Genomic DNA, 15,143 nt, shown 5'->3' with positions numbered 1-15,143 from the left:
AACCCCAAGATGTGGATCGTGGTCCCGAGATCGGCGGGCTCCGACGACCGAGATTACGGCACGGGCCCGTCCCCCGGCACATCCGTCCCCGCGCGCGCCATCGGCGCGCCGGGGCCTCCGTGGCCCCCGGGACCCCTGTCACCGCACGGTACGGAGGGGATGAGCCGGTCCGACCGCGCCACCCGGTCGGCCGCTCGACAGTTCGGTCACAGATTCGGGACGCGAGGGTGAACGACCCGTGGGAAGCCAGGCGCGGACCGGCCTCGGCGGGCTCCCGCGCGACGGCGAACCCCCGGCCGGACGCGTACGCGAGGCACACGTCCGCCCGGGGGGAAAGACCGGCCTCCGGTCAGGAGATGCGTACCGGGTTCACCAGGTCGGCCACGAGGACGAGCAGGGTGAAGCAGATGAACAGCCCCGCCACCACGTAGGCGACGGGCATCAGTTTGGCCACGTCGAACGGGCCCGGGTCCGGACGGCGCAGGATGCGGGCGCCTCGGCGGCGTACGGATTCCCAGAGGGCTCCGGCGATGTGGCCGCCGTCCAGCGGGAGCAGCGGCAGCATGTTGAACAGGAAGAGCGACAGGTTGAAACCGGCCAGCAGGAACAGCATCATCGCGATCTGGTTCTGCGCCGGCACGTCGAGGTTCATCACCTCGCCGCCGATCCGGGCGGCGCCGACGACGCCGACCGGGGAGTCGTCCGCGCGCTCCCCTCCGTCGAACGCGGCGTCCCAGAGCGCCGGGACCTTGGAGGGCAGGGCGATGATCGACTCCACGCCGTTCTCGAGCATGTCGCCCATGCGGCCGACGGAGTCGACGAAGCCCAGTGGCTGGATCTCGGTCTGCGCGGCGAAGCCGAGATAACCGGCGCGGACCCACTGGTCCTTGATCACCTCGCCGTCGGCGTCCTTCTTGGCCACGCGGTTTTCGATCAGGGTGGTCTGGAGTTGCGTCCGCTCGCCGTCGCGCTCGACGGTGAGGGTGGCGGGCCCGATGGTCCGGCGGATGCGCTCCGAGAGCGTCGCCCAGTCGTCCACGGGGGTGCCGTCGAAGGCGACGATCTTGTCGCCCTCCTGGAGCCCGGCCGCCTTGGCCGGTGAGACCGGGTCGCTCTGGCGGCAGGTGTCGCGCTTCTCGCTCTGCGCGATGACGCACTGCTGGACGCCGCCGACCTCGGTGGTCTGGGTGGCGAAACCGAAGCTCATCGCCACGCCGAGGAAGATCGCCACGGCCAGGATCAGGTTCATGAACGGCCCGGCGAACATCACGATCACGCGCTTCCACGGCTTGCGCGTGTAGAAGAGCCGCGTCTCGTCGCCGGGCTGGAGCTCCTCGAACGCCGCCGATCGCGCGTCCTCGATCATGCCGCGGAACGGCGAGGTCGAACGGGCCTCGATCCGGCCGTCGGGGCCCGGCGGGAACATGCCGATCATCCGGATGTAGCCGCCCAGCGGGATGGCCTTGACGCCGTACTCCGTCTCGCCCTTGCGGCGGGAGAAGACCGTCGGGCCGAACCCGACCATGTACTGCGGCACCCGGATGCCGAAGAGCTTCGCCGTCGACAGGTGCCCCAGCTCGTGCCACGCGATGGAGAACAGCAGGCCGAACGCGAAGACCACGATGCCGAGGACCGTCAACAAGATCGTCATGCGCGCGCCTCCGCTGCGAGTTCCCGGGCCCGGGCGCGTGCCCAGGTCTCCGCTTCCAGGACGTCCGGGACCGTCAGGGAAGTTCCCGTCGCGGGTACGCCGTGCTCGGTCACCACCCGGGTGACGGTATCCATGATCGCGTTGAACGGCAGCCGGTCCGCGAGGAACGCCTCTACACACTCCTCGTTGGCGGCGTTGAAGACGGCGGGGGCGGTACCGCCGAGCCCCCCGACGTGGCGGGCGAGGCCCACCGACGGGAACGCCTCGGTATCGAGCGGGAAGAACTCCCAGGACGACGCCTTCGTCCAGTCGAAGGCCGGCGCGGCGTCCGGCACCCGCTCCGGCCAGCCGAGACCGATGGCGATCGGGCCCCGCATGTCGGGCGGCGTGGCCTGCGCGAGGGTGGAACCGTCGCTGAACTCCACCATCGAGTGAACGTACGACTGCGGGTGGACGACGACCTCGATCTGCTCGAACGGGATGTCGTACAGCAGGTGGGCCTCGATGACCTCCAGGCCCTTGTTGACGAGGGTCGCGGAGTTGACCGAGATGACCGGCCCCATCGCCCAGGTCGGATGCGCCAGGGCGTCTTCGCGGGTGACCCGCTCCAGCTCGGCCCGGGTACGGCCGCGGAACGGTCCGCCCGAGGCGGTGACGACGAGGCGGCGCACGTCCGCGCGGTCGCCCGCGGCGAGCGCCTGGAAGAGTGCGGCGTGCTCCGAGTCGACGGGGATGATCTGGCCCGGCTTGGCCACCGCCTTCACCAGGGGTCCGCCGACGATCAGCGACTCCTTGTTGGCGAGGGCGAGAGTGCGGCCCGCCTCCAGAGCGGCGAGTGTCGGGGCGAGGCCGATGGAGCCCGTGATGCCGTTGAGCACCGTGTGGCAGGGCGACTGGGCCAGCTGGGTGGCCGCGTCGGGGCCCGCGAGGACCTCGGGCAGCGGCTCCGCCGGGCCGTACCGGGCCCGCAGCGCCTCGCGCAGTCGCGGGGCCGCCTCCTCGCGGGCCACGGCCACCACGGCGGGCCGCAGCCGGTGCGCCTGGTCGGCGAGCAGGTCCACCCGGCCGCCGGCGGCGGAGAGCCCGGTCACGCGGAAGCGCTCTGGATGACGGAGCACCAGGTCGATGGCCTGCGTACCGATGGAACCGGTGGAGCCGAGGATCACGATGTCGCGCCGCCCGGCCGCGTCGTCGAAGACGAGGTGCGGATCGGCGAGCGGGGAGGGGCGTGCTGCGGTGGCAGGACTGTCGGTCATCCCCCCATTCTTGCGCCCCGGGCACGATGGGCGTGCAGGGCGGTCCCGGTGCGGCGCGGGCGTGGGGCTGAGGGGTGCGCGGCGGGGATGTCGCGGTGGTGAGCACGTGGTTGCGGTGTGGGGCTGACCACGGGGCGGGCGGGGCGCGCCGTTCGCTGGGGGTACGTCGCGGGCGACCTGCGGTTTCTTGTCGGGCGGGGCGCGCTCGGCGGGGCTGTCGTGGGGCCGGATCGGGACGAGGGCACGGCGGGAGCAGACCGGAGGCAGGCCGGGTCGGGCTCGGTGCCGGGCCGCGGTCGGAGCCCCGGCGGAGGCTGGAAGGTGTCCGGAAGTGTGCCGGCGGCGCCCGGCGCACGGCGCGGCCTTGCCGCCCAAGGGCATACTCGGCGCAACGTTCAGCGCGGGCCCGCCCCGTACGACGCACCCGGAGATGGCCCGTCGAGGTGGCCCCTCCTTGCCCCGTACGGGGCGTACACCGCGCGCTTCGTACGCTCCGTCCCCGCCCCGTACGTCGCGGGCGACCTGCGGTTTTCCGCTATGAGGCGGAGGGCGCCCCGCTGTACGCCAGCGGGTCCGCGAGGACGCGGCGCAGGACCTGGCCGGCCGCGCCACGGGCGGCGTCGCCGGCGGGTGAGGCCGTGCGGAGGCGGCCGCTGCCGACCCCCCAGAGGCCGGAGACGACGCGGCGTTCCAGCTCTCGTTCGGCGGCGGGGGCGAGTCGGCCGACGAGTTCCCGGTAGAAGCCGCCGAGGATCACCGTCTCGGGGTCGAGGAGGTTGACCGCGCCGGACAGGGCGACTCCGAGCATGGTGCCTGCCTGCTCGACGGCCTCCCGGGCGCGTCGTGCCTCCGGCGCCCCGGACCCGTCGGCGGCGCGGCGGGCCAGCGCGGCGAGGCCCTCTCGCGGGTCCACTCCCGCCGCGCAAAGCAGGGCGTCCTGGCCGGCGTAGCGCTCAAGGCAGCCCCGTGAACCGCAGCGGCAGTCGGGGCCGTTCGGGTCGACGACCAGGTGGCCGATCTCGCCGGCGAAGCCGTGCGCGCCACGCAGCAGTTCCCCGTCCAGGACGACGGCGCCACCCACACCGATGTCGCCGCTGAGGTAGACGAAGGTGCGAGCGCCGCCCGGGGCTCCCGCCCAGAGCTGGGCGAGCGCGGCGGAGTTGGCCTCGTTGTCGGAGCCGACCGGCAGCTGCGCCCCGTCGTCGCGCAGGGCCTGGGCGAACAGTTCCGCGGCGGGCACCGCGTTCCAGCCCAGGTTGGGTGCCTGGCGGACCACGCCCTCGGCGACGAGGCCGGGGAGGGCGAGGTCGACCCCGGCGGGCGCCAGGTCCTCCCGGGCCGCCACGCGCAGGGCGCGCCCCGTGAGCTGCGCGGCGTCGCGCAGCACGGCGCGGGGGTCCGCCCCGGCGTGCCGCCCCACCGAGGTGAGGCGCAGCCGCTCCGTACCGGCCAGGTCGACGAGGCAGACCGTGAGCGCGTCCACCTCGACGCTGACGCCCAGTCCGGCGTGCCCGGTGCGGGCCATGGTCAGGGCCGTGCCCGGTCGCCCCGCCTGGCCGCTGAACGTCTTGCCCGACTCGGCGACGAACCCCGCCATCATCAACTGCTCCACCAGGGACGAGACGGCCGCCCTGGTCAGCCCGAGCCGCTCGGCCACGGCGGCCCGGGTGATCTCCGCCTCGTCGTGCACGGCCTGTGCCACCCGGCTCAGGTTGAGCCGGCGCACGCCGGGGGCGTCGGTGCGGCCCGGCCGCCGCCCCGCGCTCTCGGCGTGGGCGGCGCCCGGAACGGGGCGGCGGGGCACCGCGCGGCGGGCCGGGGGCGGATTCTGCGTCATGGTGTCCGGCAGCCTACGGGGACCGCCTCCGGCGGGGCGGGGCGCCTGCGCGGGGGACGGCGGGGCACGGCCACCGCCGCCACGAATGCCTGCGGGGCCGGGCGCCGAGGTGCGCCCGGCCCCGCAGGGGGTGGTCGATCCGCTCAGAGGTCGAGCCCGGTGAGGACCATGACCCGCTCGTAGGTGTAGTCGTCCATGGCGTACGCGACGCCTTCCCGGCCGACGCCGGACTCCTTCACCCCGCCGTACGGCATCTGGTCCGCGCGGTAGGACGGCACGTCGCCGATGATGACGCCGCCGACTTCGAGGGACCGGTGGGCCCGGAAGGCGGCCTGGAGGTCGTGGGTGAAGACGCCTGCCTGGAGGCCGTACTTGGAGTCGTTGACCGCGGCGAAGGCGGCTTCCTCGCTGTCGGCGCGCTGTACCGAGAGCACCGGGCCGAACGCCTCCTCGCAGGAGAGCGTGGCGTCCTCCGGCAGGTCGGCGAGGACCGTCGGGGCGTAGGTGGCCCCGTCGCGCGTACCGCCGGTGAGCAGCGTCGCGCCGCCCTTCACCGCCTCGTCGACCCAGGATTCGAGGCGCTGCGCCGCGGCCTCGCTCACCAGCGGGCCGACGTCGGTGGCCGGGTCGGACGGGTCGCCCGTGACCTGGCTCTCCACCGCGGCGACGATCTTCGGCACGAGGCGCTCGTACAGGGAGGCGTCGGCGATGACGCGCTGCACCGAGATGCAGGACTGGCCGGCCTGGTAGTTGCCGAAGGTGGCGATCCGGGACGCGGCCCAGTCGAGGTCGGCCTCGGAGGCGTAGTCGCCGAGGACGACCGCCGCGCCGTTGCCGCCCAGTTCGAGGGTGCAGTGCTTGCGCGGTACCGACTCCAGGATCGAGAAGCCGACGGGGCCGGAGCCGGTGAACGAGATCACCGGCAGCCGCTCGTCCTGGACGAGGGCGGGCATCCGGTCGTTGGGCACGGTCAGCACCGACCAGGAGCCGACGGGCAGGTCGGTCTCGGCCAGCAGCTCACCGAGGATCAGTGAGGAGAGGGGCGTGGCCGGTGCGGGCTTGAGGATGATCGGCGCACCCACGGCGATGGCGGGGGCGACCTTGTGCGCGCTCAGGTTCAGCGGGAAGTTGAACGGCGCGATGCCCAGTACGGCGCCGCGAGGGAAGCGGCGGGTCAGGGCGAGCCGCCCGGTGCCCCCCGCGTCCGTGTCGAGGCGCTGCGCGTCGCCGCCGTTGAACCGGCGGGCCTCCTCTGTGGCGAAGCGGAAGACGGACACGGCGCGGCCGACCTCGCCCCGCGCCCACTTGACGGGCTTGCCGTTCTCGGCGGAGATCAGCTGCGCGATCTCCTCGGTGCGCTCGGCGAGCCGGCGCGCGACGTGGTCCAGCGCGGCGGCGCGTACGTGCGCCGGGGTGGCGGCGAACTCCTCGCGGACGGCGTGGGCGGCGGCGACCGCCTCCTCCACCTGGTCCTCGGTCGGGACGGCGACCGTGCCGACGAGCCGGCCGTCCCAGGGGTTGGTCACGTCGAAGGTGGTCTCGCCGGCGGCCTGGCGGCCGGCGAGCCAGAAGGCGTGAGGGGAAGTCATCAGATTTCCGGCCCTTCCGCAGTCGGTGGGTGGTCCAGGGCCGTCCCGGTGGCCGGCCTGCGCGATACTCCGCGGCGTGCCCGCCGCACACCGGGAACGGTGTCTGAGCCCACCGTAGGGGCGCCGGTGCGCAGCATCGTTTGTCCGGGCCGGATGAGTCGCGGGTGATGCCACTCCGGATTGGCAGCCCCGCCCCGTACGACGGGGGGGCACGAGGCGCCGGGGCCGCCCCGCCGCGGAGTACGCGCCGTCCGCGGCGCCGCACCGCTCCCTCACCGTACGGGGCCGGACGGCCGCCCCGTCACTCCGTACCGGTGGTGGCCTTCAGCGCGAGCCACAGCTCCATGCGGACGTCCGGGTCGTCCAGCGAACGGCCGAGGATCTCCTCCACCCGGCGCATGCGGTACCGCAACGTGTGCCGGTGCACGCCCAGCTCGGCCGCGGCGGCGTCCCACTGGCCGTGGCGCGAGAGCCAGGCGCGCAGGGAGGCGACGAGGTCGCCGCGGCCCGTCGCGTCGTGTTCGCGCAAGGCCCTGAGCAGGCCGTCGGCGAAGGCGCGGACCGCGTCGTCGGCGAGCAGCTGCACCACCGAACCGGTGGCCACCTCCTCGTGCTCCACCAAGGCGCGGCCCCGGCGGCGGGCCACGGAGAGCGCCTGCTCGGCCTGCCGGTAGGCGGTGGCGGCCGCGACGGGGCCGGCCGGCGCGGAGAGCCCCATGACCGGTTCGTCCGTCCCTCCCGCGGGGGCCTGCCCGGTGGCGCGGGCCTGGTCGAGGGCTGCGGCGTACCCGACGCAGGCTCGCGCCGCGGCGCCGTCGTCGGCGGTCAGCAGGACGAGCCGCTCGCCGTCCGGGACGATCAGGAGCGCCTCCCCGGCACGGGCGGCCGCGGCCTCCACGTGTCCGGCGAGCGCGGCGAGAGGACCGGCCGGAGGCTCGTCCGCCCGCGCCGGCGCCGCGACGGCGCGCTCCCCCGCGACGGCGCGCCGCGTGTCGGCGGGGCGCACCGCGCCGTGCGGGGCGGGGGCGGTACGGGCCGGGAGCGCGCCGCGTGGCGCGGCGCGGCCGTCGACGTGGACGCGGGCGGCGGTGGCCGAGGCCGCCTCGGCGATGATCAGCCGGTACGGAGCGTCGAGGAGGTCCCCGTACAGGCTGCCCGACACGGTGCGGGCGTGCTCGGGCTCGCCCGCGAGGAGCATGCGGAGCACGGCCGCGCCGACGCGCTGCTCCGCCTCGTGGAGGGAGCGCGACCGTTCGGTGGTGAGGGTCAGCAGGGCGATGGCGGAGTGCACCGCGTACCGCTCCGCCGTGCCCAGCGGTGCCCCGGTGCCGACGGCCAGCGCGGCACGGGGGCGCCGGGACGTGCCCAGGGTGTGCAGCTCGACCCGGTCGGACTCACCGCCGACGACGAGGCTCGCGGGAGGCGTCCGCGCGTGGAGCCGCTCCACCTCGGGGGTGAGCCGCGCGGCGCGGCGGGCGGCCCAGTCCGGAGCGGAGGCGGCGACGGCGCCGGTGGCGTCGTAGAGCGCCGCCCAGCCGTCGACCTGTCCGGCCAGGGCGGCGAGCAGCCCCGCGGGGCCGTCGCTGAGGGCCTGCTTGGTCAGGTCGCGCTGGGCGGCGAATCCGGCGGTGACCGCCTGGTACTGCTCCGCCGAGATCGCCGCGGACACCGCCTTGCTGATCGCGAGGAACGGAGTGCGGCGCGGCACCTCAAGGAGCGGCAGGCCCTCTTCGGCGGCGGCGTCCACCAGGGCGTCAGGGATCGTCTCGTAATGGACGCCGACGGCGAACCCGAGCCCCACGACGCCGGCCTGCCCGAGCCGCCGTACGTAGCGGCGCATCGTCTCCGGGTCCTCGGCGTCCAGCTTGAGCGCCGTGATGAGCAGCAGTTCGCCGCCCTCCATGTACGGCACCGGGTCCGCCAGCTCGCTCGCGTGCGCCCAGCGCACCGGGGTGTCCAGGCGTTCCTCGCCCGCGCGCACCGTGAGTTTGAGCGCGGAGTGCTGGACGAGGGAGGCGAGCGTGGGAGGCATATGTCCTTCTGGTGACGGCGTGGCCGACGAGGGACCGGGAAGGTCCTGTACGCGGCGTATGAAGCGCCACCAGCGATTCTGCCTCACCGTAGAAGGGAGCCCGCGCCCCGCCGCCTCCTGCCGTGCCGCCCCGTACGGAGCGGCACGGCGCCCGTCCGGTCACTTCCGCAGGTCGACCAGGAGCGGTGGGGCGTACTCCCCTCGTACGTTCGTCAGGGACAGGACAGCGTGGCCGGGCGGTACGGCGTGGGCCAGCTCGGAGGCGGACCAGCGTTCGCGCTCGACCTGGCGCACGGTCACGGACTGGGCGGTGGGCGCCTTGCCGGTGATGACGCGCCGGATGAAGTGGGCGGCCTTGGTCAGGGGTTCGTCGGCGACGATCTGGCGGTCGGTGACGTCGCGGGCCTCCGTCCACTCCTTGCCCCAGACCTCGGCGAAGTCCTGCCCGTCCCAGGGGGTGAGCCCGGAGAGGGCCACGCGGCAGCCGACGGCGCCCAGCAGCGGACCGCGCAGCGTTCGGGGCACCTCCTCCAGGGTGCGGAGCGTCAGCACGGCGCCGGCGTTGGCGGAGCGCAGGCGCTGCAGGCTGCGCACCGTCTGCGGGGTCACGGCGCCGGTGGCGTCGTCCAGGACCAGGCAGGCGAAGAGCGAGCGGTCCTCGCGGGCCGCCACGCTTTCGGTGAACTGGGCGAGGACGAGGCGGGCCAGGATGCGCGACGCGTCGGCGTGGCCGCGCTCGGGGAGGTCGAGGCGGACCCGCACGGGGTGGTCCACGGCGCGGAGCGAGAACGGCCGGGTGCGGCCACTGGTGTCGAAGAACTTCGCGAACGCGGGGCGGTCCAGCAGGGCGATGCGGTCGGCGAGCGCCGGCCCGGGGTCGTGCGGGCCGCCGGCCTGGCGCGCCCGGGCGTCCAGTTCGCGGACCATGGCGGAGTCACCGAGGTCTTCCAGGTCCTTGCGGAGGGCGGTCAGCGAGGCCGGCCCCCCGTCGAGGAGTTCCCGCAGCTCCCGGACGGACGGGAAGCGGCCGTGCACCGCGGAGAACGGACCGATCAGCTGGGCGAGCACCGTGGTCGAGCGCCGTGTGTCGCCGCCCGTGTGCGGGTCGGCGAGGTCGCCCACGAGTGCCTCGGCGAGGACGGCGGCCGCCTCGTCCGGGTCGGAGGTGCCGCCGTAGAGATCAAGGTCGTAGACGGAGTCGGGGCGACCGGGGCTGACCACCACGTCGTACTGCTCGGCGGACCCCGCACCGGGCGAACCGGCGGCGGAAACGACCACGACGGCGGCACGGCCGGCCAGCGCCAGCAGGCAGAGGTTCTCGACGACGGGGCGGACCAGCCGTACCGACTTGCCCGCCCCGACGGGGCCCACGGCCAGCAGCGACGTACCGAGCAGCTCGGGTCCGAGTGCCAGTCCGGCGCCGCGGAAGGCGTACGGGTTGCGCGGCGTGTCCCCGACCTCACCCACACGGACCTGACCGGTGACGAGATCATGCTCGGCCGAGCGCCCCGGGAGGTCCCGGGCACCGGACGGGTGGGGGCAGGCCCCCGCCCCGTCGGCCAGGACGGCGCGGGTGAACTCCTCGGGGGAGCGCCGTCCCGCACGGACTGCCTGCCACGCACGGGTGATGCGGGCGTGATCGACGTCCCGCATGCCGCCCGCCCCCGTCTCGGCGGCGAGGCGCTCCGCCGCCTCGGGGGCCCCGCCGACACGGAGCTGGGGCCACTGCGCGGGGTCCTCCTCGGTGGCTGGAGGCCCGGTCGGCGCGGCGGGGACGGCGCGACGCCAGGCGGGGAGGCCGTATCGTCGCCAGACCTCCGGCCATCGGCCCAGACGGGCGACGACGGTGAGGATGCCGAAGATGATGAGGCCGTAGTACGGGTAGTACACGAACACGCTCGTGATGCGGTCCCCGAACCGCCAGGAGTCCGGTGTGAGCAGTTCCAGCGGCAGAAGCCACCAACTGCCCAGGTAGCCGTTCCACAGCAGGGACCAGACGAGCCAGCCGACCAGGAAGGCGATCAGCGCCCCTCCGATGAGCTGGCGCCCGGGAGTGGGCTCCGGTTCCTCGTCAGGGCGGGGGGTGTGCCCGTACCGCCAGATACCCGGGCCCGCGGCGGGCCGCTCGGCCCGCAGCCAGGCGACGAAGGAGGCACCGTCGGGCGGCGCCGCACCGGGCGGGGCCCCTACGGGGCGCGGCGGTACGGCACCGGGGCCGGCGGGCCGCCTGGATGGAGAACCGGGCCGGCGAGTGGGCCACGTGGCGGCTCCCCCGTCGCGCGGAGGCGGTGGCGCGGGGGGGAGCGGCGGGGTTGGCGGCATGGCCGGCGGTGGCACGGAGGGAGGCTGCTGCGGAACGTCAGGGGGAGGCGGCCCCTGGGTGCCGCGCGTCTCGTGCCCGCCGTCGTTGTCCATCCGTCCTGCCCCCTGGCCTGCCGGTCCGTCAGTCCCGGCCGCCAATCTACTGCCCCGCCGCCCCGTCGCCCCGTACTGCGCGGGCGACCTGCGGAAACGTGGACGGCGCGCGCGGCGTACGGGGCGCGTGCGGGACACCTCGGAGCGGAGTGGCCGGGGCGGCGGGACGCGCGGCGGAACATCACGGAGCGCGCCCTGCACCCACCGCGCGCGGGGTGCGCCAGGCCATCCCTGTCCTCGGCGGACAACGACACGCACGCACTTCTCCCGATCGGAGCATGCCCGCGCCCGGTGCGCACCCCTAGCCTGCGAACAAAGCCATCGAAAGCTTCGGAATCCAGACCCCGCGCTGACTTCGGAAGCGTCCGACCTTCCAGGAGCCCTTATGAGCACCCTCCCGCAGGAGCGCCGCGTCGTCACTGCCATCCCCGGTCCGAAGTCGCAGGAGCTCCAGTCGCGGCGTTCGGCCTCCGTCGCCGCGGGTGTGGGGTCGGTTCTGCCCGTCTTCGCGGCCCGTGCCGACGGTGGCATCGTCGAGGACGTCGACGGCAACCGGTTCATCGACTTCGGCTCGGGCATCGCCGTGACCACGGTGGGCGCCTCGGCCGAGGCCGTGGTCCGCCGGGCCTCTGCGCAGCTCGCCGACTTCACCCACACGTGTTTCATGGTGACCCCGTACGAGGGGTACGTGGAGGTGGCCGAGCAGCTCGCCGAGCTGACGCCCGGGGACCACGCGAAGAAGTCGGCGCTGTTCAACTCCGGAGCCGAGGCGGTGGAGAACGCGGTGAAGATCGCCCGTGCGTACACCAAGCGCACCGCGGTCGTCGTCTTCGATCACGGTTACCACGGCCGCACCAACCTCACGATGGCGCTGACCTCGAAGAACATGCCGTACAAGCAGGGCTTCGGGCCGTTCGCGCCGGAGGTGTACCGGGTGCCGGTCGCCTACGGCTACCGCTGGCCGACCGGCGCCGAGAACGCCGGCACCGAGGCTTCCGCGCAGGCCATCGAGCAGATCACCAAGCAGATCGGCGCGGAGAACGTCGCGGCGATCATCATCGAGCCGGTGCTCGGCGAGGGCGGCTTCATCGAACCGGCCAAGGGCTTCCTGCCGGCCATCCGGCAGTTCGCCTCCGACAACGGCATCGTCTTCGTCGCCGACGAGATCCAGTCCGGCTTCTGCCGCACCGGCCAGTGGTTCGCCTGCGAGGACGAGGGCATCGTCCCCGACCTGATCACCACCGCCAAGGGCATCGCCGGGGGCCTGCCGCTGTCCGCCGTGACGGGGCGCGCAGAGATCATGGACGCGGCCCACTCGGGCGGCCTGGGCGGCACCTACGGGGGCAACCCGGTGGCCTGCGCCGGAGCGCTCGGCGCCATCGAGACGATGCGCGAGCTGGACCTCAACGCCAGGGCGAAGCGCATCGAGGCGATCATGAAGCCCCGGCTCAGCGCGATGCAGGAGAAGTTCGACATCATCGGCGACGTCCGTGGCCGCGGCGCGATGATCGCCATCGAGCTGGTGAAGTCCGGCACGAAGGAGCCGAACCCCGAGGCCACGGCCCAGATCGCGAAGGCCTGCCACGCGGAGGGCGTCCTCATCCTCACCACGGGAACCTACGGCAACGTGGTGCGGTTCCTCCCTCCGCTGGTGATCGGTGAGGAACTGCTCACGGACGGCCTGGACGTCCTCGAGGCGGCGTTCGCGGCCCTCTGAGGACAGGGCGAGGGTGTGAGGTGGACGTTGCCCCGCACCCTCGCCGCCAGGGGCCGGACGTGCCGCGTCGTGGCCCGGACCGGCCCCTGCGCGTCGGAGCCTGTGAAGAAGGTGTGCGGGGCCGATGTCGGCCTCCGATTGCCCCTGTCGGCCGCCGGGCCGCTGCCGTAGGTTGAGCCCAGATGAGAGAAACACCCCGCCCGCAGGGTTCTGCGGGCGACTTCGGGACGGAGCACGTTCAGCACCGTTCCGGCCGCGCCTTCGCGCACACCGGAGTCTCGCGCTCCGGAACTCCTCATGGATCGGACCGCCGCCCGCCCCACACCCCCCGGGGCGCGCGGCCCGCCGGTCCGGTCGGCCGCCGCGGAACCTCCCCCCTTGTTCCGGGACGGCCGACTCCTCCTCTTCCTCCCACTCCGCGTTCATGGCGCACCGCTTGGGTGACCCCGGTCGCCTGCGCGCTGCTCTTCGCCCTCTGCACCTGGCAGGTGGTCACTCGCGGCCCCATACTCGCGGCCGACGAACGCCTGGGACACCTCATCCGCGGCAACGCGTTCCCCGAGGCGCTGGCCGAGTTCCTCGCCGACGCCGGCGGCGTGCTCGTCGGGCCGGTACTGCTGGCGGCCCTCGTCGCGTGGCAATGGTTCGGCGCGAGACGGCGCGGCGGCGCCCCGTACGGGTGGACCCTGCCCCTGACGACGGGGATCGCGCTGGCCCTCGTCGCGCCGCTGGTGAGCCTCGCCAAGGTGCTGACCGGCCGCCCGGGGCCGTCCGCGACGGGCGGTTCCGGCTTCTTCCCCTCCGGGCACGCGGCCACCGCCTGCGTCGCCTTCGGGGCGTGCGTGCTGCTGCTGCGGGGCGCCGCCCCTTCCTCTCGCCGGTGGCGGTACCTCGTCGGCGCATGCGTGGTGGTCAACGCCGCCGTGGGGTACGGCCTGGTGCGCCGCGGATACCACTGGCCGCTGGACGTCGCGGCGAGCTGGGCGCTCGGGGGTTTCCTGCTGTGGGGCGCAGTGGCGGCGGCACGGGCGCTGCTCCGGTGGCGAAGCGAATCGGACACCGAGTGACGAGGCGGCGCCCTGTGACGGGGCACGCCCCGTGGGATACGAGAAACCGCAGGTCGCTCGCCCCGTACGGCGCCGCGCGCCGCGCCGTTCCCCAGCATGCGCCGGCCCCGTACGGGGCGGTGGCCTGGGACCGATCCGCGCACGTGGCGGCTTTGGGTCAGCCGGAGTACCGGCCGAAGGTGCCCGCGAACTCGTCGCCTGCGTAGCGGTCCCAGTTGATGGACCACGCCCGTCAGGCCGCGCAACGCGGGCCACGTGCCGTGCGGCGCGTACGAACCGCAGGCCGATCCCTTGGTGAGGCAGTCGAGGGCCGTCTCCGCTTCGCCGGACAGTACGTGGCCGCTGCCCGCCTGCGGCGTCGCCGGCATACCGATCGCCACCTGTTCCGGGTGCAACGCAGGGAAGACCTGGACGGGGTCACCGGCGACCGGGAAGCCGGTGAGCAGCATGTCCGTCATCGCCACGCGGAAGTCCGCCCTGCCCATGGCATGGTGCTCACCGTCCAGCCCGAGGATCAGCCCGGAGTCGTAGTCCTGGACGTGCAGCAGGGTGGGGTCGCTCCGGAGCGCGTGGATGACGGGCAGGTAGCCGACGAGGGCGTGTGCGGGCAGTTCCGCCGCGCGCGCCGCGACGGGCGGCGCGGCGGGCGGCGCGGCGGCGGCGGTGGTGGCGGCGGTGGTGGCCAGTGCGCAGACCGCGACGGCAGCGGCTGCCGCGGAGCGGACGCGTCGCGAGAAGCGGGATGTCCTGGACGAGAGGGAGCGATGGTGACAACTTGCCGTACGCCTGATCCGGACCAATCGAGTTGTCAATGTGTGCCGCCCACACGAAGCGCGGGCCCGCGCCTCGCGCCTCGCACGACACCGAACCCGCCACCCGCCTGGCCGCCAGGCCCGGTGCGCCGGATCGCCCAGCGCACGGATCCCCACTTCACCACCCACCGGGCCGCTCCTCCCCCGCCACGGCCTCGTGCATGGCGAGCTCCAGCAACCCCGGGTCGTTGAGCGTGCCGGAACCGTCCGGGCGGACGAGCCAGCTCACCACCCCGACGGCCCGGCCCGGGTGCGGCACCACGATCCACGCACCCCGCCCCACCGCGCGGACCCCTGTGCCCAGCCACCGCGACGCGGTGCCCGGCGGCACGAAGAAGCCGAGCCGCGCCCCTCCTGCCCCCGAGAGCACCGGGCCAGGCCGGTCGGTGCAGCGACTCAGCACGTCGAGGGTGGGGTGGCCCAGCCCTCCCGGAAGGATCAACACGTCCCACAGAACCCCCGCGGGCAGCAGGACCATGCCGTGCGGGCCGCGGCCCCACTGCCGACGGCACGCGACCGCGTCGGGCGCTGCCGACAGCAGCCACTCGGCAGCCGCCCTCGTCTGGAACCCCGTCATGACGCTTCCTCTCCACTGTTGGACGTCCTGTCATCAGTGGAGAGCTGTTCACACCGCGGGCATTACGCGGATTCGGCGGCAATTCCTCGTGAGGCGGCTCACACCGACGGGTCGGCGGGAGCGCCCCGCGAACGACGGACGGGACGGAGTCGTGCGGCACCCCCGCGATCGGGGCGGATAAGGGCCACGC

General features: G+C 74.3%; 9 protein-coding genes and 1 pseudogene. 2 read left to right on the top strand and 8 right to left on the bottom strand.

Annotation, left to right across the window (positions count from 1 at the left end):
* Window positions 1-349: 349 nt before the first annotated feature.
* The 6 genes from ACSLIC_RS20790 to ACSLIC_RS20765 form a co-directional block, all read right to left on the bottom strand.
* Window positions 350-1,651, bottom strand: coding sequence for a M50 family metallopeptidase (locus tag ACSLIC_RS20790; protein WP_436739217.1), 1,302 nt, complete (start codon window positions 1,649-1,651; stop codon window positions 350-352).
* Window positions 1,648-2,907, bottom strand: coding sequence for a 1-deoxy-D-xylulose-5-phosphate reductoisomerase (gene dxr / locus ACSLIC_RS20785; protein WP_436739216.1), 1,260 nt, complete (start codon window positions 2,905-2,907; stop codon window positions 1,648-1,650). The genes ACSLIC_RS20790 and dxr overlap by 4 nt, the downstream gene beginning before the upstream one ends.
* Before the next feature lie 535 nt (window positions 2,908-3,442).
* On the bottom strand, window positions 3,443-4,744 hold the full coding sequence (locus tag ACSLIC_RS20780; protein WP_436739215.1) for an ROK family transcriptional regulator: 1,302 nt from the start codon (window positions 4,742-4,744) through the stop codon (window positions 3,443-3,445).
* Window positions 4,745-4,887: 143 nt separating this feature from the next.
* Window positions 4,888-6,333, bottom strand: a complete 1,446-nt coding sequence (locus tag ACSLIC_RS20775; protein ID WP_436739214.1) for an aldehyde dehydrogenase family protein — start codon at window positions 6,331-6,333, stop codon at window positions 4,888-4,890.
* Between the two features lie 301 nt (window positions 6,334-6,634).
* Window positions 6,635-8,365 carry a PucR family transcriptional regulator gene (locus ACSLIC_RS20770; protein ID WP_436739213.1) on the bottom strand — a complete coding sequence of 577 codons (1,731 nt, stop codon included), beginning with the start codon at window positions 8,363-8,365 and terminating at the stop codon, window positions 6,635-6,637.
* Window positions 8,366-8,524: 159 nt separating this feature from the next.
* Complete coding sequence (locus ACSLIC_RS20765) at window positions 8,525-10,780, bottom strand: ATP-binding protein (protein WP_436739212.1); 2,256 nt, start codon at window positions 10,778-10,780, stop codon at window positions 8,525-8,527.
* A gap of 385 nt (window positions 10,781-11,165) precedes the next feature.
* On the opposite strand from ACSLIC_RS20765, the gene gabT reads away from it, so the two are divergent.
* Window positions 11,166-12,497, top strand: a complete 1,332-nt coding sequence (gabT, locus tag ACSLIC_RS20760) for a 4-aminobutyrate--2-oxoglutarate transaminase (protein ID WP_436739211.1) — start codon at window positions 11,166-11,168, stop codon at window positions 12,495-12,497.
* A gap of 440 nt (window positions 12,498-12,937) precedes the next feature.
* The gene (locus ACSLIC_RS20755) at window positions 12,938-13,564 is read left to right on the top strand and encodes a phosphatase PAP2 family protein (protein ID WP_436739210.1); all 627 of its coding nucleotides are present in this window, start codon (window positions 12,938-12,940) and stop codon (window positions 13,562-13,564) included.
* A gap of 157 nt (window positions 13,565-13,721) precedes the next feature.
* On the opposite strand, the pseudogene ACSLIC_RS20750 reads toward ACSLIC_RS20755, so the two are convergent.
* A pseudogene (locus tag ACSLIC_RS20750) lies at window positions 13,722-14,151 on the bottom strand (chitinase); the annotation flags it as partial.
* Window positions 14,152-14,494: 343 nt separating this feature from the next.
* Window positions 14,495-14,953 (bottom strand): hypothetical protein, encoded by a 459-nt coding sequence (locus ACSLIC_RS20745; RefSeq protein WP_436739209.1) that lies wholly within the window; start codon window positions 14,951-14,953, stop codon window positions 14,495-14,497.
* Between the last annotated feature and the right edge of the window lie 190 nt (window positions 14,954-15,143).

Origin of the sequence: Streptomyces sp. BBFR102 (assembly GCF_051397025.1) — a bacterium.
In the GTDB taxonomy this organism is placed as follows: domain Bacteria; phylum Actinomycetota; class Actinomycetes; order Streptomycetales; family Streptomycetaceae; genus Streptomyces.
This window is presented reverse-complemented; position numbering and strand designations above follow the sequence as displayed.